The sequence below is a fragment of the Paenibacillus sp. JJ-100 genome (assembly GCF_948329825.1).
Lineage (GTDB): Bacteria > Bacillota > Bacilli > Paenibacillales > Paenibacillaceae > Paenibacillus.
The window spans coordinates 348546-368688 of record NZ_CAOJCM010000003.1; the positions used below are offsets into that span (position 1 = coordinate 348546).

Here is a 20143-nt window from a genome sequence, read left to right on the forward strand (position 1 = left end):
GTAACGTATGGATCCGATTATGCTATCGCGTATCCAGTATGCACTTACAACGATTTTCCACTTTTTCTTCGTACCGTTGTCCATCGGCCTTGTGCTGCTGGTTGCGATTATGGAGACGTTGTATGTCATGAAGGGAAAAGAGATATACAAAACGATGGCCAAGTTCTGGGGCAAACTGTTCCTGATCAATTTCGCCGTCGGAGTAGTGACCGGTATTTTACAAGAGTTCCAGTTCGGGATGAACTGGTCGGAGTATTCACGGTTTGTTGGGGACGTCTTCGGTGCGCCACTGGCGATTGAGGCGTTGCTGGCTTTTTTTATGGAATCTACATTTATCGGTTTATGGATATTCGGCTGGGATCGTTTGTCTAAGAAGGTACATCTGGCCTGCATCTGGCTTGTGTTTGTGGGTACATTCCTCTCAGCACTGTGGATTTTGGCAGCTAACTCGTTTATGCAGCATCCGGTTGGATTCACCATCAATAATGGCCGGGCAGAGATGACCGACTTTTTTGCGCTCATTACGAATGGACAACTTCTCGTTGAATTCCCGCATACGATTTTTGGTGCGTTAATGACGGGAGCTTTTGTAGTAACGGGCATCAGTGCCTATAAACTAATGAAAAAGAAGGACGTGGAAGTGTTCCGCAGATCCTTCAATATCGCCGTTATTATCGGGCTTGTATCCTCGCTGGGTGTAGCTTTCTCGGGGCACTTTCAGGCTCAATATCTGGTGGAGACACAGCCGATGAAGATGGCTGCAAGTGAGGGCACATGGACAACAACGGAAGATCCGGCACCGTGGACGGTCATTGCTTCCATTGACCCGGAGAAACAGGAGAATTCAGGCGAGATCAAGATTCCTGGATTACTCAGTTATCTGTCTTATGGTAAATTCTCTGGTAGTCTCAAAGGCATGAAGGAGTTGAATGCCGAGTACCAGCAGAAGTACGGACCTGGAGATTATATCCCGCCTGTACGAACGACGTTCTGGAGCTTCCGTATCATGATCGCTGCTGGCGGACTAATGATTCTGCTGGCGATGTATGGAACCTATCTGGCTTGGCGCAAGAAGCTCGAAGTGGCCAAACCGTGGTTTATGCGTCTGATGATGTTTGCGATCTCACTACCGTTTATCGCGAATACAGCAGGATGGATTATGACCGAAGTGGGCAGACAGCCATGGACGGTATTTGGGTACATGACGACCGAAGCGGGTGTGTCGCCTAATGTATCCGCAGGTATGATTTTGTTCTCCACGATCGCCTTTACTGCGGCTTACACCGTTCTTGGCATCGTGATGGTTTACCTGTTTGTCCGTAAAATTAAAGCAGGACCATATGCCGTCGATAAGTCCGAAGAGCAAGACGAGTCTACGGATCCGTTTGACGTGGATGGGGGGTATTCCGTTGTTACTAAGTGAGCTGTGGTTTGTACTGATCGCCGTATTGTTTATCGGGTTTTTCTTTCTTGAAGGGTTTGACTTCGGAGTAGGGATGTCTACAGGTCTGATTGCTAGAACGGATCGTGAACGCCGCACACTGATTAACTCCATTGGTCCGTTCTGGGATGGCAATGAAGTCTGGCTGCTGACCGCAGGTGGTGCTATGTTTGCGGCCTTCCCTCACTGGTACGCAACGCTGTTTAGCGGATTCTACCTACCGCTAGTTGTTGTGTTGCTATTGTTGATTGGACGCGGTGTAGCCTTTGAGTTCCGCAGTAAAATGAAACAGCAGCGCTGGCGTAAAACATGGGATATCATCATTCTGGTGGCGAGTGCACTGCTTCCGTTCCTGTTCGGGGTCGTTTTTGCAACGTTGATGAAAGGTCTGCCTATTGACGAGCAGATGCAGATGCATGCTGGTTTGCTGGATATCGTGAATCCATACACCGTTGTGGGCGGTCTAAGTGTAACTTTATTGTGTCTCGTTCACGGGCTGTTGTTTGCTTCCCTGCGCACGGTAGGTGAATTGAGAGAACGAGCACTTCATTTGGCGAAAAAGTTAATGATACCGCTGGCGGCAGTCCTTGCTATATACGCGATATTAACCTATCTGATGACCGATATGTTTGCTGTTCGCGGCTGGGCGCTATGGATTATGGTGGTGCTTGGTGCTGTGACACTGTCTCTTGCTGCTTACTTCATTCGTCAGCAGCGCGAAGGCTGGGCTTTTGGGATGACGGGTGCAGTGATTGCCATTGCCTTTGCATCCGTATTTATCGGACTTTTCCCAAGAGTCATGGTGAGTTCAATCGATTCGGCATTTGACCTGACCGTATATAACGCAGCATCGGGTGCTTATTCACTAAAAGTGATGACGATTGTAGCGTGTACCTTGTTGCCGTTTGTGCTTGGATATCAAATCTGGAGTTATTATATTTTCCGCAAACGTCTGAACGACCAGCACCACTTGGAGTACTGACATGGGACGCGGGCTCATGAAGCTGCCGGGGATCCGGCCGGTACTTGCACTGGCCTCTATGCTAGTGTTGATGCAGGCATTGACGATAATTATGCAGGCCAAATGGCTGGCACAGGCCATTACAGCGTTATTTGACGGGGCTACTGTTTCTTCACAGTATCCGGTGCTGCTACTTTTCCTGGCTGCTTTTTCTGCCCGCTACGCCTTGTCATTCTGGTTGCAGCTTGTCACTACGAGCTATGCAGAGAAAACAGGGACCAATCTGCGCAGAGAGATGACGGAGCAGTGGTTTCGTCTTGGGCCGCGTTATGCCAAAACAGAAGGAACAGGACATCTGGTGACGCTGGCGCGAGAAGGTGTTTCTCAGTATAAAACGTATCTGGAACTGTTTATCCCGCGTATGCTGGGCATGGGATTCACACCTGTTGTCATTCTGCTCTATGTATTCAAACTGGATACGATGTCCGGCATTATACTCATGCTGACATTGCCTATACTGATCGTGTTTATGATCCTGATTGGTTTGGCAACTCAACGTAAGATAGATGGACAATTCAAGTCTTACAAAGCGCTGGCCAATCATTTTGTGGATACACTTCGTGGTTTAGAGACGTTGAAAACGCTGGGTCAAAGCAAGGCCCACGAAGGTTCCATTATGCGAGTGAGCCAGCGATATCGAAAAGCAACGATGTCCACGCTACGCATGGCCTTTTTGTCCTCATTTGCGCTCGACTTTTTTACGATGCTGTCGGTTGCGTCGGTTGCAGTAGGTCTTGGTCTCCGGCTGACAGAAGGACATATGGCGCTATTCCCTGCTCTGACCGTATTGATTCTAGCGCCTGAGTACTTTCTGCCTGTACGCATGTTGGGTGCGGATTACCATGCGACATTGGATGGCAAGGAAGCTGGGGAAGCCATTCATCAAGTGATTGAACGAGGTAAGGCTACAGAACAGCGCCAGAATGAGGCCTATGCCGCTATAGCGGATTATGCTGAAATGCTGGATGAGAACGTATCTGGGAATGGAGAAGGAGACGGAAATGGGATTGGAATAGGAAGTAGACATGGCAATGATGTGGGCGTGGCGGAATCAATGCAGGCTTGTCCAGCTAACCTGAATGATCTTGATCGAAGGTCGTCTTCTCAGCCGCATCAACCTGTATCCACTTCACAGCTCCGGGTAGTATTTAACCGGGATAAACATGGAATGCATCTGGCGGCAACCGCAACAACATCTTCTCCATCAGCTACAGTTGCTATGATATCTCCTAGCTCCTCTACTTCCTTAGACTTGGGAGATTCCTCGACATCCTTGTTCTCTTGGGGAGAACATAGTCGATTAGCGCTGACGGATATTCAGGTTCAACATGAAGCAAAAGGAGCGTATTCTCTTCAGAACGTGACGTTCCAGCTGACGGGACTAGGGAAAATTGGAATCATTGGTGCCAGTGGAGCGGGGAAATCTACGCTGATCGATGTTCTTGCCGGTTTTCAGGTGCCAACAGCCGGACAAGTGTTGGTCGACGGTCAGCATTTGACCCCGGAGATGCTTCAAGCCTGGCGTAACCAAACGGCGGCCATACCGCAGCATCCGTATATTTTCAGCGGTTCCATTGCAGATAATATCCGCTTTTACATGCCGGAGGTATCTGATGCAGAAGTGGCACAGGTGGCACAGGTAGCGGGGCTGACGAAGCTATTGTCATCCCTGCCCAAGGGGCTACATGAACCTATTGGTGCAGGAGGCAGGCAGCTCAGCGGTGGACAGGAACAACGTGTGGCATTAGCAAGAGCTCTGCTGAGCGAACGCAAAGTTCTACTCCTAGATGAACCTACGGCTCATCTAGATGTAGAGACCGAATATGAATTGAAGCAGACCATGTTGCCGCTGTTCGAAGGTAAACTGGTTTTCCTGGCAACTCATCGTCTGCACTGGATGCCGCATATGGATTGGATTATCGTCATGGAACACGGGACAGTAGCAGAGATGGGAACACATCAGGAACTGCTTGCACGAAAAGGTGTGTATTATCATATGATTCAGGCACAGATGGAGGCGATATAAGATGAAATCCGGATATTCGAGGGAAGAGACTGAACGCAGCAGTGAGTATCGGAAAAATAGCTGGATCGCTCCATATGCAGCACAGTACCGCTGGCGATTGATCGGTGCCATTGCGCTGGGCACATGTGCGGCATTCTGTGCGGTGATGCTCCTTTTTACCTCTGGATATCTGATCTCGAAGTCTGCACTGCGTCCTGAAAATATTTTAATGGTGTATGTCCCGATTGTAGGTATACGTGCCTTTGGTATTTTTCGAGCGGTGTTTCGCTATGCTGAACGATTGGCAGGCCATGATGCTGTCTTACGCGTTCTGGCGGATCAGCGGGTGAAGCTGTATCGCATATTGGAGCCGCAGGCCTTGTTCCTACGTTCGCGGATGCAGACCGGGGATGTGCTTGGTGCGCTTGCTGATGATGTGGAACGCCTGCAGGATATTTATCTGCGTACCGTATTTCCGGCCATTACAGCACTCGTGATCTACGGTGCGGCTGTGCTGGCTTTTGGCAGTGTAGATCCGATGTTTGCACTATGGATGGCACTTTATATGTTGTTTATTGTTGCAGCACTTCCCGCAATTTCTCTGAAAATCACCTGGAGATGGCGCGTACAGCTCAAAAGAGAAAACAGCAAGCTGTATACACGCCTGACCGATGGGGTGCTTGGGCTTGGTGACTGGATTGCCAGTGGCAGAGCAGCAGCATTTGTGCAGTGGCAGGAAGAGGATGAGGATCAAGCTGACCAGATTCGTCGCAAATTGCGGCGCTGGAACCGTTGGCGCGATTTTATTGCGCAATGTGTCATTGGGCTGATGGTTGTATCGGTGGCGCTGTGGGCAGGACAGGCGGCATCCGCTGCCCAGTTGCCCGCGGTCATGATTGCAGCATTTGTACTCGTCCTGTTTCCGCTCACAGAATCATTGTTGCCAGTGAACGATGCGATTGGGCATGTGCCCGATTACCGGGAATCATTGGATCGACTAAACAAACTGGAAGAACCAGAAGAGAATAAGCATCAGGGCAAGGAAGAAGATCGGGAGGAACATATTCAAGCGAGCGGATATCATAATGAACATCGATCATCCACTCTGGTTAAATTGCAGCAAACGGACGGAGATGAAGCGCCGGATGGACGTATCCGGCTGCGAATTCCACCGAAGCTACGTGCGGATATAAGCATGGAGCAGTTAAGCTATCGATATGAAGCAGAGGGAGAGTACGCCGTTCAGGATATTTCTCTGCACCTGCCTCAAGGCAAGCGACTGGCAATTCTTGGGCGTAGCGGCGGCGGCAAATCTACGCTGTTAAAGCTCATCCAAGGGGCGTTGTCCCCTTCATCCGGTAAAGTTTCGATTAATGACCTGCCTGTGGAGATGCTTGGCGAGAGTGTAACCGAAGTAGTGGCTGTGCTCAATCAGAGTCCACACCTCTTCGATACAACCGTTGCGGGCAATTTGCGAATTGGTCGTCCGGATGCAACAGATGAGGAGATTCGGAAGGTGGCTGCGCAGGTTGGTTTAGCTGATCTGATCGAGTCTTTGCCGCTGGGCTACCAGACCCCGATGTTAGAAACAGGACTGCGTTTCTCCGGTGGAGAGCGGCAGCGAATTGCGCTAGCCAGGGTCTTGCTGCGGAAGACGCCCGTTGTTATTTTTGATGAGCCGACCGTAGGGTTAGACCCCGTGACTGAGCGCGAACTGATTCGCACCATGCTGGACAGTCTGCAGGGCAAAACGCTGATCTGGGTCACCCATCACCTGATTGGTGCGGAGAAGATGGACGAGATTGTGTTTATGGAAAATGGAAAGATCGTCATGCAGGGTTCTCACGAACAACTGCTGGCGAGGGAAGAGCGATACCGCCGACTCCTTGAATTGGATCGGCCCGGGTGGCTGGGGCGGCAGCAGCGTGCAACGCTGCCTCCTGCAGTTTCCAAATAACGGACAGCATCGAGAGGTTCTGATGAGAAGTGAGAGAATCGGTGCCTCCCTGCTGATACCGATAGCTATAGCAAAAAGACGAAGCAGATCCATTGCCGCTTCGTCTTTTTGATCTTTCATTATCATTTTACTATTTAAGCACTACCGAGGGGTAGCGGGCGCATAAGGAGACTCTCCTCAGAATCTGGAAGTGTGGCCGAATGATACTTAAGCCCAAGCTTCTGCTCTGTATACTGCCTGATTTACGGATACGCCAGCAGTGTACCGCATGAGCGCCGCAGAACGAGCTCTGGCTCTACTTTGATGCAACGGTTATCCATCTGTTTATTCATCAGGTCGAATAGAATCATTGCGGCAAGACGGCCGATTTTTTCAGTATCCTGCTTCACGGTCGTTAGCGGTGGATCACTGTAGCGGCAAGCTTCAATGTCATCACATCCCGCAACTGCGATGTCCTCTGGAATGCGTAATCCAGCCTCTTTGAAGGCTCGTACTGCTCCAAAGGCGAGTAAGTCTGTGGCAGCGAAAACGGCGCGCGGCAGAACTTCCGCCTCTAACATCTGTTTGGCTGCCTCATAACCATCTATTGCGGCATAGTCTTTGCTGTATACTACCCATTCGGGTTTCTCTTCGAGACTAAACTGCTTTAGGGATTGTTTAAAGGCTTTCTCCCGCTGTTGCATGACGAGGGAGGCACGCTCGAGACCGATGAATCCGAGCTCACGATAGCCGTTCATATAAAACTGCTCCACCACTTTGGTGGAGATTTTCTCGTTATCTGACATGATGTAACAGGAGTTCTGTCCAGTCAGCTCAATATCGATCCCGATACATGGAATGGGGCTGGCATCCAGGTCGAATACGCTGCTCTCCACTTCATCCCCCGCAATAATAATACACCCATCAACCTGAAAATATTTGGAACGTGCCAGGTAATCCTCACCCTGATCAAGGAATTTTTCATTAGAAAAGAACAACAGATCATACCCTAACAAGCCAATCTGTTTCTTGAAGGCGTTAATAACCTCTACAAAGAAAGGATGACTGAAATCAACATTCAGTTTCCCTGCAAAGACAACACCCACCAGATTGGATTTTTTAGTAGCCAACGTTTTGGCTGATGATGAAGGGCGGTATCCTGTCTCCTCCATAATCTTAAGCACACGCTGGCGTGTCTCCTCGCCAATGTCAGGGTAGTTGTTAATAATTTTGGACACCGTTGCAACAGACACGCCGGCCAAACGAGCGATCGTTTTGATATTCATTTACATCCCTCTAATTCTAAACTAGTTTCGTAGATTGTGGCAGTGTCTTTATTATACTTTCCTGCCAACATTCTATGTCACAACCACCAGAGAGTCAATAAGATAAAGGGGAATAATCGAAGTGTTTATGATATGCATCCATATGATTTAGGCTTATCCTTTGGAGTTTTAACGAAAATCTGGCGTGATTTTAGTGAAATCACTCCCGTAGTAACTGAGTTTTAAGCCGATATAACGGAGGTGACAGTGTGTGGGGTTGTGAAAAAATCCGCTTTTACAGTTGCCATTTTCGTGAACTGTACTCCAAATTAATGACTACAAAAGCTAATGATTCTCAGGTGCGGAGCGTTTTTTTTCAAATTTTTGGGGAAAATTTAAAGAACCTATTTACAAATGTTTCAGGTAAAGGCATAATGAGGTTGTGAATAACGAAACTGATTTCGTAAACTCTTAAACGTGTAAATCAATCTAGAATGCTGGGGGAAAGTGATATGAAGAGAAAGTTTTTATCTATTACAATTGTAACCGCTTTAATGTTCGTGCTTGCAGCCTGTGGTAATGGCTCGACTGAATCAGAGGGGCAGACACCGGCTGATGGAAGCAAAAAAGTGACGTTAAAGATCATCCACTGGCAGCAAGAAAATATCAACAACTATATCAAAGAGTTCAATACCAAGTTTGAAGAAAAATATCCGGATGTGAAGGTCGAATACACCACAGTTCCAGCAGATGCAACTTACGACCAGTTGATGCAAACACGGATGAATGCTGGCAATACGGGTGATGTGGATATTATCCCGCTGAAGTCCAGCTTTGTAGGTGCTCCGCAAGATTGGTCTAAAGGTGCGGCTGATCCGATGTGGAAGCAGTGGATCGATGCCGGACTGGTTAGTGATCTGTCGGATCAGTCTTTTATCAAAAATTATAATGAGGTTGATGTGCAGAATGCGATGACGTACAACGACAAGGTGTACGGTGTGAACATGGGTAAAGTGGCGTTTACAGGCCTGTTCTACAATAAAGACCTCTTTGCCCAATATAATCTGCAAGTGCCTACAACGTGGGACGAACTGCAAAACGTCATCAAAGTGTTCAAAGATAATGGCGTAGAAGCACTGGGCTTTGCAGGTAAAGATGTTTGGCCGATTGGCCTTGCAGTGCAAGGGCTTCAAGCTTCCATTCATGACGACCAGCTCAGTTATATCCAAGGTCTGTGGACGGGTGAAACCAAGCTGACTGATCCGGTGCAGATTGAAGTATTACAGAAAGCGCAAACGTTGATGAACAGTGCAATGCCTGGATTTATGGGAATTGACTATGGAACATTGCCAAGTCTGTTTGCTACAGGCAAGGTAGCCATGATTGCTGACGGTACATGGGATGCAACAACGATTCAAGCAGCTAACCCGGAATTGAAATTTGGTTATTTCCCGATTCCAGGCAGCAATGATGCAGCTAAAAACAAAGATTTGGCAGGTAAGTACGATATGACCTGGATGGTTGTAGACAAATCACCAAACAAGGACTATGCATTGAAATGGCTTGAAATGTTGTCCGAGAAAGAGAATTACACCGATTTTGTAAATGCAGCCGGATTCCTTCCAACACAGCCGGATGTGGAGATCAAGAGTGAGTTCATCCAAGAAATTCAGCCGTACCTTGAGAACTTCAAGCTCTCCTGGGATCAACTGTTCATTAATCGTCAGAACGTAGGACAGTACATTGCAGAATCCAGCGTTCACGCAGAGATGCTCAAACCAGCTGGACCGATTGCAACACCTGAGGAGCTTGCAAGCAAATCACAAGCCGACTGGGATGCCGCAGCTCCGAAATAATGAACGCTTCATGCTGAGGTTCATCCGAATGATGGACTAAGCTGTAACATAATCCGGAATAGCGCTTGAGGTTAGAGCCTTCAGGCCAAACCAAGCTAGCGGTTATTCCGGTTTTTTCTTATGGTGTGCTTCATTGGTTTTGGCAGATTGGTTTAGTTTTACCCGATGAAAGGTGTGAGAACAATGTATCCGTTTGGAAAAGGGAAGGCGCGGCTGATTCCTTATCTGTATTTGAGTATTCCGCTGCTGCTTTATGTTGTGTTTGGCTTTGGTCCATCCCTTGTGACTGTACTGTTTTCGTTTACGGATGCGACAGGTGTGCGGGGACAGGAGTGGAGCTTTATTGGCTTGGAAAATTACAAAACGTTCTTTGGTGCATCCAATGCCGGAGACCGGCTGGATGCGATTGGACGATCTTTATATTTTGCGTTTGCTGTAGTTATCATCCAGAACGCCGTAGGTCTATTCATGGCCATTCTGATTAACAAAAAACTTCGGGGCGACAAGTTGTACCGTGCCGTATTCTTTTTACCAGTCGTGCTGGGTGTGACAGTGTCTGGACTGATCTGGCAGCTCGTAGCGAATCCGCTTGGCGGTCCAGCGCAGTCGATTCTGAATTTCTTTGGCACCAGCTCCAACTTTTTTGGAGATTATAACATCGCCTTCGAGCTGATTATTTTCGTTCAGATCTGGATGTATATGGGGTACTCCATGACCATTTTCCTTGCAGGTTTGCAGACCATTCCGAGTGATCTGTATGAGGCAGCTTATATGGATGGTGCATCAGGATGGAAAACCTTCACCAACATTACATTCCCGATGATTGCTCCTTCTTTTACAGTTAACATGCTGTTGTCCATCATCGGTGCACTACAAACCTTTGATATTATCTACGTCCTCACAGGCGGAAAGTTCAATACAACGACACTGGCATTTGACGTGTATGCAACCGCGTTCGGTAGTGGCACATCCGATTACGGCCTGGCTTCTGCGGTAGCGATGATTCAGTTTCTGTTTGTGTTTACGATCTCCATGGTAGCCTTGTTCTATCTTCGCAAAAGAGAGGTGGAAGTGTAATGAAGCAGAGCAGAACGTCAAGAACGATCAGCTACATCATTGTGCTGCTTATGCTTGCGTTATACGTCTTTCCTCTGTTCTATCTGTTTAATGTGTCGATGAAAACACAGACAGAGTACCTGCTGAATCCTGTGGCACTCACGGAAGGTATTCGGCTGGAGAACTTTGCTGAGGCGTGGACGAAGGGTAGCTTTTCGCAGTACATGTGGAACAGTGTGCTATACACAGGGATGTCTACACTGCTGACATTAATTTTGTCCATATTTGCAGCATTTCCGCTTGCGCGCAGATACGTGAAGTTCAGCACGCTGATCTATATCTTTTTTCTCATCTCGATGTACTTGCCGAATCCGCTGATTCCGCAGTTCTCTTTGATCAATCAGTTGGGTCTGTATAATACACAAACGGGATACATTTTGTTAAAAACGACCGGCACGGGCATTGCGTTTCTGATGTTTGTGGGTTATATCAAATCGGTATCACGCGAGCTGGATGAGGCGGCGGCCATGGATGGGTGTGGCTACACCCGGTATTTGTTCACCATCCTGGTTCCGTTGATGAAGCCGATTCTGGCAACGGGCATTATTCTCACAGCAATCGGGGTATGGAATGATATCATTGGACCAACGATCTATTTGTCTGATCCAAGTTATCAGCCGGTTACCAAAGGGTTGTTCACCTTCTACGGGCAATATATGAATAACTGGCCGCTGCTGGCGTGTGGTATTCTGATCGTTACACTTCCACTGGTTGTACTGTACGTTGCATTGCAACGTTTCATCGTTGGCGGTGCGATGGCGGGGGCAGTTAAATCATAAGTGTTGCTAACTCCAAGTACTGCTAACGCCACATCACCGCTGGTGGTGATGATTCATATGATTCAACAACATATGATAAAGAAACGAAGCCACCCTCATCGATTAAGGGTGGCTTCTTATTTATCTACGGGATTAGTTCATTTACTTATACTGTCTTGTAATTTGAATGAATTCTATTTGTACATATCCACTAACAACAAAATAATAGAGGAAAGACACAGACAAGTGCTGACCAGATAGAGCACGGCAACGACTTGTTTGTGGTTAAGACCGGCGCGCAGCAAGCGGTAGTGAGCTTGACTTGCATCCGCTTGATAGATAGCCTTGCCTTGCAAGAAACGTTTAATCACGACAAACACATTATCAAAAATAGGTACACCCAGTGCCAGGATTGGAATAAAAATGGACAGCATCGTGGCTTGTTTGAATGCACCGTCAAGTGCGATAACGGCCAGAATAAAGCCAAGGAATGTAGCGCCTGCATCCCCCATAAATACTTTGGCAGGAGCCTTGTTGTATTTGAGATAACCGAGTGTTACCCCCACGAGTGTGATGGACATAAGTGCAGAATCGCTCTGACCCTTCGTAATAGCTACAATAAACAGCGTAATTGCCGAGATGGCTGATAAACCGCCAGCCAATCCATCCATACCATCGGAGAAGTTAATGACCGTGGTCACTCCGAAGATCCACAAGATCGTCAGAATAAATTGCAGCCAGATCGGTAACAGCACATATTCTGCATTGAATGGATTCACGAAACCGGTAAACGCAATACCAGAGGCAAATACGAGCACTGCAGCCGAGACCTGGATGATCATCTTAGGCAGAGCAGGGAAATCTTTACCCTTGGTTTTGTACCAGTCATCAATCGTACCAATCGTCAGAAGAAGCATACCACCTGCAACCAGTGCAGCAGTTTCCCAAGTTAATTCTTTCGTAAAAGCAATGTATGTCAGGAAAAATCCAGTAAATATTGCGTAACTCGCCGTCAGCGGGATGGGCTGCCTATGCAGCTTGCGCTCCACATCTTCCCGGGGCTTGTCCACAAAATCCAGCCTGTGTGCCAGCCGGCCCAGCGGCGGAATCAGCAGAACCACGACAGCAAAAGACAATATGAAAGCCAGTATGTACATCATAGACTCGCTTGGTTCACTCCCATCTTCCCATTTCCTCTTATTATACGAGTTCAACACGAATTCTGTCGATGTCAGTATTGTAACCTGGAGCTTTGATGGATGCATGAGAGGTAAGGTGTCAGACTAGGTTCGGATATCCGCTTGAGGCAGGTATGAGCCAAAGTAATCGAGTACTTTTTCGGCATGATAGCCATCATCACCTTGCCATGCTGCTACAAATTCAAAATCGCTTAACCCACCTTTTCGTTTCCTTGGTGTATCACCGGGAACCAGGATGCCTGCGGCTGCCCAGATTTCTAGCAAGACATCTCGTTCCTGTTTGCTGGAGGGCAGACATTCCTTCCACTTTTTCTCCAGAGAGCGTGCGCTGTCTTTAGGGTCTCCCGTCTGCGCGGTTTCCAGCAGCTTGGCAAGAATCGTCTGGTCTTCCACAGTTACTTCGTACGGGATGGTGTCGTCCAGTAGCAGCAGTTCCAAATCCATCAGGCAGTAGAGCAGCCAACCATGTCGCACACCACCCCATTTCAGCCGTTCAAAATTCAGTACGTTCAAATCTTCATTAATATATTGTTTATCTGATTGTAAGCAAAGGAAGTTACAATCCCCGCAGGCACTTGTATTGGCATACAATGCCCGACGCTCAGCGTAGGTATGCAGAGGTATGTTTCGTGTCAAAGCCCAGCTGGCTAATGCGCTGCGTAGATAAACCTTTTTGGTCGAGAGACTGTGGAGAAAGGCTGTAATGACTCGCTCTTTGAGTGAAGAATCCTGATGTATCGTATACAGCCTCTGTACGATCTCGTCATGAGTAATGGTAACTGGGTCAAACATGACTCCCTTGCTTTTGGCGTATTCAAAATCATCACCCGAAAAGGGGCCATACTCTGATTTCCAGCCGCCCCCTCCCCAAAAAGTGTTCATTAGAATTTTGACTGCTTTTTTATCCATTAGGTAAGTCCCCCTGTTTGCAAAATCATATCAACCAGCCCCGGAAAACGGGTATTTAAGTCATCCTTTCTGAGCGAATAATAATGGTGTTTGCCTTCAATGCGAGGCTGAATAATGCCTGCCTCACGCAGTAGTTTGATATGGTGGGATAATGTTGATTTGGAGATGTGGTCGACTTCAAAAGCCGAGCAGTTTTTCTCACCTGAACTAGCCAGACAAAGTGCAATCTTCATGCGAATGGGGTCACCAAGTGCATTGCAAACCGTTGTCAGATTCATCTCCGAAGCTGTAGGCATCGTTAAAGTTCTCATAATGTAGACGTTAGCATAATCAACAGGCTCATTCAATGTTTGAAAATTTTCGAACTGATAAAAAAACCAAACTGTTAATACAGAAGCCCACATCACGATGTTAAATAACGATTTCCGCTTGTTTGATGCTTCACAAGCGGTAAAATTTCATAAGATTATCACCATACGTGAGGGTTATATCATGTGTAACAGTGCTATAGTCGGAATGTCTATAGCACTGTTACGCAATGATGACGAATCTTGAATTTTTGAGGGTCTTGAGAGACGCTATTGTGTGAATTCTCCATCCTGCATTATCCGATTCTGAAAAGCCGCGATGTCGGCGTATTCTTCTTCGAATTTGCGGGAGATGCGAATAAAAATGGGCAGCAATTCACGATACACACGCACACTGTCCACGTGAGGTTGATGGCGGTGTGTCGATCCGATCATGCCGGAGACGGCACTTAAGGAATCGATACGGCCGGTAGCATACAGCCCAAGTACGGCCGCGCCAAGGCAAGAGCTCTCGATGCTTGCAGGGATGATGACATCCTGATCGAAGATATCGGCCATCATCTGCCGCCATAGCTCGGAGCGGGCGAAGCCGCCGGTCGCCTGAATTTTTTTCGGACGGCCAATCTTCTCCTCAATCGCCAGCATGACCGTATACAGATTAAAGAGCACACCCTCCAGTGCTGCGCGAATCATATGCTCCTTCTTATGATGCAAGGTTAGGCCGAAGAATGAGCCTCGTGCATTCGGATTCCAGAGCGGCGCGCGTTCCCCAGTCATGTAAGGGTGAAAGAGCAGCCCTTCGGAACCGGGTGGTACATTTTCGGCGACACGTGTCAGCACTTCATATGGATCGATGCCGAGCCGCTTGGCCGTCTCAACTTCAGAAGCCGCGAACTCATCCCGAATCCAGCGAAAGATGACTCCGCCGTTGTTCACCGGTCCCCCGATTACCCATAGATCCTCGGTAAGTGCATAACAGAAGAAACGCCCTTTGGGATCAGTCACCGGTTGATCAACAACCGTACGAATAGCACCGCTGGTGCCGATGGTCACCGCAACAACCCCGGGGTCAATGGCGTTCACGCCCAGATTCGAGAGTACGCCATCACTTGCTCCGATGACAAACGGAGTCGTCTCTGCAATCCCCATTGCTTTGGCATATTCGGGGTTGAGTCCTTCTTTTAATACATGAGTTGTCGGTACAAGGGTGGAGAGATGTTCTGGAGTAATGCCAGCCACATGAAGAGCTTCTGCATCCCAATCGAGCTTCTCCAGATTCATGAGTCCGGTAGCTGAAGCCATGGAGTGGTCAATGATATATTTGGAAAAGAGCCGATAGAACACATATTCTTTCATGGAGATCAATTTATGGGTTTGCCGGAACATGTCGGGTTCTTCCCGGGTGAGCCACATGATCTTGGTTAGTGGAGACATCGGATGGATCGGCGTACCCGTCCGCGAGTAGATTTCATGGCCGTTCATCTCCGATTTGAGCGCTTCTGTCCATTCGGCACTTCGATTATCTGCCCATGTCATCGCTCGCATCAGTGGTTTGCCTTGAGGATCTACAGGCAGGATGCTATGCATCGCGGAGCTGAACGAGACAAACAGAATGTCATCCGGCTTCACCCCTGCTCTGGAGGTGGCTTGCTGCACGGAGGTAAGGACTGCCTGGAAAATATCCTCCGCATCCTGTTCTGCTATTGCAGGAGTTGGTGTGTGTAGCGGATAGCCTGCACTGCCCTGGGCCACGATACTGCCGTTCTGTTCAAACAGCACGGCCTTGGTGGAGGTTGTGCCGATATCTACGCCGATCATGTAAGGTGAAGCCGCCATTGGTGATCATCCCTCTTTCTTGGAAAATGAGCCTCTTGTATAGAATAGAATATCAGAGTTGAGGGATGGATCAAAATTCCTTAATCTTTCACAGCTCCCGCAGCGATATCCGAGATGAACTGGCGGCTGATGAACAGGAACATCAGGATAAGCGGGAGAACCGCGAGCAGGGTGCCTGCAATGACCATCGCGTAGTCTGTGTTATAGAGTCCGTTTAATTGAGACAAAGCGATCTGGAGCGTGTATTTACGTGCATCTGTCAGTATAATCAGTGGCCAGAGGTAGTCGTTCCATACCCCGATAAAAGTAAAGGCACCGAGAAAAGCAAACGCAGGACGCAGAATGGGCAATGCAACGTTCCAATATAAGCGAAAGAAGTTACACCCGTCGATCCGTCCGGCATCCAGCAGATCATTCGGAATGGATTCTGTCGCGTACTGCCGTATCCAGAAGATGCCGAAGGCATTGACCATGCCCGGTATAATGAGGGCTTTGAAGGAACCCACCCAGCCGAACGTGGCCATCAGCACGAAGGATGGTACCAGCGAGAGCTGGGAAGGCACCATCATGGTGGCGAGCAGCAGAACGAAGAGCCACTTTTTGCCCGGAAACTCAAACTTCGCAAAAGCAAACCCCGCCAGTGAATCAAAAAACAACACCAACATGGTCACAACACCCGACACAAACAATGTATTTAAGAAAGCCCCCCAGAAGTCAATCTGCTGCAGCACGCGCGTAATGTTGTTCCATAGTTCACTGCCGAACCAGAGCTGAGGCGGAAACTTATAGATGTCGGACGTCGTCCGAGTGGACATAACGATCAGCCAATAGAACGGGAACATGGATATGAGCATGCCACCGATCAGGCCAACATACAGCACCAGCGACTTGAGATGTTTGGACACCATGAACGCTCCTCCCTTGTCATATCAGGATGATTTGCCTTGAACAAGCTTCCAGTTCACGATGGAGAACAGGGCGATGATCAGGAACATGCCCCAGCCAACGGCAGCGCCGTATCCGAAGTAATTGTTGATAAAGGATTCCCGGTACAGATACAACACGATCGTCATACCTGCGGCTCCAGCTCCACCGTCATTCCCCACCAGCACCTGCGGTTCAGTGAATAGCTGCATGCCGCCGATGGTCGAGGTGATTACGGTGAACAGGATGACCGGGCGCAGCATCGGAATGGTGATGCGGAAGAAGGATTGTACAGCAGATGCCCCGTCGATTTTAGCTGCTTCATACAATGTCTGGGGGATGCTCTGGAGTCCGGCCAGATAGATAATGGCGTTATATCCCGTCCAGCGCCAGACAACCATGGAGGAGATGGCTACTTGGATGCCCCATGGTGCATTCAGCCACTCGACCACCGGGAGGCCCACCGACTGTAAAAGATAATTAAGGAAGCCGTAGTTGTTAGCAAATAAAGCTCCGAAGATAATTGCTACTGCCACAATGGACGTCACGTTGGGCAGAAAGTATCCAACCCGAAACAGGGTACGGAACTTGACGAAAGGTGCATGCAGTAAAAAGGCAATCAAGAGGGCGAAGAAGAGCATCGGAACAGTCGCGTAGATCCAGATCATGAGTGTGTTGCCCACCGCTTGCCAGAATTCAGCATCGGTAAGCATATATTTGAAATTGTTCAGGCCGTTATACGTCATGACACCAATACCATCCCATTTATGGAACGCCAGATACAGCGAGAAGGCAATCGGGAACAGTCCGAACACGGCGAACAGAATGTAAAATGGCGAGATGGCAACATAAAGCGCGCGATTCTCCCATATGCGAGTCCAGAGCGACTTTTGCGGGTCCAGATCAGGTTGAAATGAACTGGAGTCTGGGGACATGCGAGGTTCGGTAACAGCCATATGAATTCCTCCTTTGCGGATAGTGAAACTACATCAACGCGAGACTACTGAAGCCGAATATAACCGAATGATCCATGTTGGGATGAAAAAGGATCACAAAGGATTAAGAGGCCGCTTTAACGTTGTAACTCCCGTTCAACACGGTGCACCGTATCCGGCCAGACCTGCTGCGGATCAGCATTCTGTTTGGCGATATCATTCAGCCGCCTAGTAATGATGCTGTTGACGGATGGATATCGTTCACCAAAAAAGGCTTCCGGCACATGCCGTGCAGATTCCGCAAATACCGGACCTGTCGCCTGCCCACCGAAGAAGGGTTCATGCTCTTGCATGGCTGGTGAATCAAACACGCCTGGGGCCGACGGGAACAAGTTGATCGTCTTATATTGCTCCAATTGGTTCTCTGGACTTTGGAGCCAGCGGATGAGTTCAAAGGCCTCTTCAGGATGTTTGCTGGATTTTAAAATGGAGAGAAAGGAGCCGCCATTATTGCCATCTCCTCCAGGAGCACGCGTGACACGCCATGCGCCCGAGGTGTCTGGCGCAGCCTCCTGAAGCACCTGTTTCATCCAGACTGCACCGACGAAGGAGGCAATTTCTCCATTATTCATCGCTGCATTCCAGCCGGGTGTCCAGCCATCTGCGTTGGCGAGTAGTCCTTTTTCTTTAAAAGTAACAGCAGTATTCCAGCTTGTGCGTACAGCAGGAGAGTCCATGCCGATAAACGAACCATCCGGGCGGAAATAACGTTCGGGAGATTGGGAGAGCACTTGACTGTAAACGCTTCCAATATTATCGGTTAGAAAAACCTTTCCCTCGAACTTCTCCTTAATTTGCTCTCCGGCAGCTGCATAGGTTTCCCAGTTGTTGATCTGGCTTGCAACCTGCTCCGGTTCTGATGGTAGCCCTGCTTCTTTGAACAGGTCTGCGCGATAGAATAGTGCTGTCGGCCCCGTATCCATAGGGAATCCGATCATCTGTCCGTTTGGCGTTACGCCCTGCTTCCATTTCCAAGGTAAATATTGGTCTTCTACCTCACTTGCGCCAAGATCGTACAAGTTATAGAAACGGTCCTCGCTTGGAAATAGCTCCATAATCCAGTCGTTAAGTGCTACGATGTCAGGCTCACCTGAACGTGCAGCTAGGGTGGTTTTAAGTTTGGCTTTGAAATCTCCGCCGATCTTCTGGGCAATTAGTTCAATATTCGGAAACTTTTCTTTAGCCTTGGCAAGAAGTTCGTCATCAATGGATCGGTTCCAATACCATAATGTAAGCGTTATCTTTTTGTTGGATGCCGAATCATCTTGTCCCGACCAGATGGAGCATCCGCTGATGAACAGGACACAGACCATGATGATGGCTGTCCAGCAGGTTCTTTTACGGCCGATCATGTGAATAACCCCCTCATCATTAAGTTTGAGGCAAGAAGTGCCAAACTACAGCTGGGCTTCATGGACTACACCAATAGTGTATGAACAATTTTTAAACTCATGCCCATTATTCTTCATATAAAACACTAGCATTGTTTCTACTGCATAACATAATAATTAGTAGTTACTTTAAAAATAAAAGTTACTTGACACATGATAATTTTTATTTTAAACTTACTTACATTAAGTAACTAATTATAGTGAGAATAATATAGATACGTAATAATTAGCTGTGCATATGATCGTATTCAGTGGTTGTTTGAATAACGAGTGATCCCAAAATTAAACATTTGCGAATGTAATATATTGTGACAAGACGAGATAAAGATGGCTTAATAGGAGGAAGAAACGATGATCAATTCACATATTATTCAGTTGCTTGCACCTAAAATCCAAAGTTTTCCGAGTGGAAAAGAATTTATATATCTGGTGGGGCCGATCAAACTTCCCGTTAATCTGGATGGGGAAACCCAGACATTTCAATGGTACAGTTGGTTAAAATCCGACAAAGCGATGGAGAGTGGAGAACTGATTGCTTCTCTTGCGGATGCTGAACTGGCAGAGCACCAGCAATCGAGCGTGCTTGTGTATGGTGATTTCGCTGCATCTCAGGAAGCGTTGATTCGGATGCATAGCATCTGTCACACGGGCGATATCTTCGGCAGTAAACGTTGTGACTGTGGATTTCAGCTGGAGCAATCGATGAAGATGATTGCAGCACACGGCGCAGGTGCACTGTTCTATCTGGCGAATCATGAAGGACGGGGCATTGGTCTGTTCAGCAAGGCGATGGCTTATATTTTGCAAGAAGAAGGTTTGGATACGGTAGATGCGAACTTGCAGCTCGGGTTCACGGATGACGCACGGAATTATGATGATGCGATTGCTGTATTGCGTGCACTTCGCCAGGCTCCAGTTACTCTGATTACGAATAATCCACGCAAGCTGGCAGCTTTGCAGGAAGCAGGGCTCAATGTGGGCGGACGTGTTCCGCTGTGGGGAGATCGGTCAGCGTATAACGAAAAGTATCTGCAAACTAAAGTTAAACGTTCGGGTCATCTTGCGGAGATCGATGGCTGGGTAGATGCTGAGACAGATGCACGCATTCCACATGCACAGGCTTGACGAATGCATCTAGACTGTAAATATGAATCCGTGGGCTGTTACGATGCTTTTCACATTG

The 20143-nt window shown here is 48.1% G+C and carries 16 protein-coding genes; 8 read left to right on the forward strand and 8 right to left on the reverse strand.

The genetic code is table 11. The features are described 5' to 3' along the window. Positions 1-7 precede the first annotated feature (7 nt). Genes PQG66_RS14630 through cydC form a run of 4 tightly spaced genes read left to right on the forward strand, consistent with a single transcriptional unit; the run spans position 8 to position 6424 of the window. Positions 8-1423 carry a cytochrome ubiquinol oxidase subunit I gene (locus PQG66_RS14630; RefSeq protein ID WP_272038464.1) on the forward strand — a complete coding sequence of 472 codons (1416 nt, stop codon included), beginning with the start codon at positions 8-10 and terminating at the stop codon, positions 1421-1423. After that, the gene (cydB, locus tag PQG66_RS14635; protein ID WP_272038465.1) at positions 1395-2423 is read left to right on the forward strand and encodes a cytochrome d ubiquinol oxidase subunit II; all 1029 of its coding nucleotides are present in this window, start codon (positions 1395-1397) and stop codon (positions 2421-2423) included. Before PQG66_RS14630 ends, cydB begins: the two co-directional genes overlap by 29 nt. 1 nt (position 2424) lies before the next feature. Beyond that, the gene (locus tag PQG66_RS14640) at positions 2425-4488 is read left to right on the forward strand and encodes an ABC transporter ATP-binding protein/permease (RefSeq protein WP_272038466.1); all 2064 of its coding nucleotides are present in this window, start codon (positions 2425-2427) and stop codon (positions 4486-4488) included. A 1-nt stretch (position 4489) separates the two neighbouring features. Next, entirely contained in the window at positions 4490-6424 is a 1935-nt protein-coding gene (cydC, locus tag PQG66_RS14645) for a thiol reductant ABC exporter subunit CydC (protein ID WP_272038467.1), read from the forward strand. A 242-nt stretch (positions 6425-6666) separates the two neighbouring features. Here the strand turns inward: cydC and PQG66_RS14650 are convergent, their stop codons facing one another. Then, complete coding sequence (locus PQG66_RS14650) at positions 6667-7689, reverse strand: LacI family DNA-binding transcriptional regulator (protein WP_272038468.1); 1023 nt, start codon at positions 7687-7689, stop codon at positions 6667-6669. Between the two features lie 491 nt (positions 7690-8180). On the opposite strand from PQG66_RS14650, the gene PQG66_RS14655 reads away from it, so the two are divergent. From PQG66_RS14655 to PQG66_RS14665, 3 genes are all read left to right on the forward strand, one after another. Further along, positions 8181-9524: an ABC transporter substrate-binding protein gene (locus tag PQG66_RS14655; RefSeq protein ID WP_272038469.1), complete on the forward strand. Its 1344-nt coding sequence runs from the start codon at positions 8181-8183 to the stop codon at positions 9522-9524. Positions 9525-9707: 183 nt separating this feature from the next. Continuing rightward, positions 9708-10601 (forward strand): carbohydrate ABC transporter permease, encoded by an 894-nt coding sequence (locus PQG66_RS14660; RefSeq protein WP_272038727.1) that lies wholly within the window; start codon positions 9708-9710, stop codon positions 10599-10601. Continuing rightward, complete coding sequence (locus PQG66_RS14665) at positions 10601-11419, forward strand: carbohydrate ABC transporter permease (protein ID WP_272038470.1); 819 nt, start codon at positions 10601-10603, stop codon at positions 11417-11419. The genes PQG66_RS14660 and PQG66_RS14665 overlap by 1 nt, the downstream gene beginning before the upstream one ends. A 173-nt stretch (positions 11420-11592) precedes the next feature. Here PQG66_RS14665 and PQG66_RS14670 read toward each other — a convergent pair whose 3' ends face one another. The 7 genes from PQG66_RS14670 to PQG66_RS14700 form a co-directional block, all read right to left on the reverse strand. Continuing rightward, complete coding sequence (locus tag PQG66_RS14670) at positions 11593-12558, reverse strand: MraY family glycosyltransferase (protein ID WP_272038471.1); 966 nt, start codon at positions 12556-12558, stop codon at positions 11593-11595. Between the two features lie 123 nt (positions 12559-12681). Next, positions 12682-13506 (reverse strand): hypothetical protein, encoded by an 825-nt coding sequence (locus PQG66_RS14675; RefSeq protein WP_272038472.1) that lies wholly within the window; start codon positions 13504-13506, stop codon positions 12682-12684. Beyond that, a complete protein-coding gene (locus tag PQG66_RS14680; protein ID WP_272038473.1) occupies positions 13506-13817 on the reverse strand; it encodes an ArsR/SmtB family transcription factor in 312 nt (103 codons plus the stop codon). The genes PQG66_RS14675 and PQG66_RS14680 overlap by 1 nt, the downstream gene beginning before the upstream one ends. A 267-nt stretch (positions 13818-14084) precedes the next feature. Continuing rightward, a complete protein-coding gene (gene gntK / locus PQG66_RS14685; RefSeq protein ID WP_272038474.1) occupies positions 14085-15650 on the reverse strand; it encodes a gluconokinase in 1566 nt (521 codons plus the stop codon). Between the two features lie 80 nt (positions 15651-15730). Beyond that, positions 15731-16558, reverse strand: coding sequence for a carbohydrate ABC transporter permease (locus PQG66_RS14690; protein WP_272038475.1), 828 nt, complete (start codon positions 16556-16558; stop codon positions 15731-15733). A 21-nt stretch (positions 16559-16579) separates the two neighbouring features. Further along, positions 16580-17530 (reverse strand): carbohydrate ABC transporter permease, encoded by a 951-nt coding sequence (locus PQG66_RS14695; protein ID WP_442955102.1) that lies wholly within the window; start codon positions 17528-17530, stop codon positions 16580-16582. Positions 17531-17646: 116 nt separating this feature from the next. Continuing rightward, positions 17647-18921 carry an ABC transporter substrate-binding protein gene (locus PQG66_RS14700; RefSeq protein ID WP_272038476.1) on the reverse strand — a complete coding sequence of 425 codons (1275 nt, stop codon included), beginning with the start codon at positions 18919-18921 and terminating at the stop codon, positions 17647-17649. Between the two features lie 390 nt (positions 18922-19311). On the opposite strand from PQG66_RS14700, the gene PQG66_RS14705 reads away from it, so the two are divergent. Further along, positions 19312-20085 (forward strand): GTP cyclohydrolase II, encoded by a 774-nt coding sequence (locus PQG66_RS14705; protein WP_272038477.1) that lies wholly within the window; start codon positions 19312-19314, stop codon positions 20083-20085. The last annotated feature ends 58 nt before the right edge of the window (positions 20086-20143 follow it).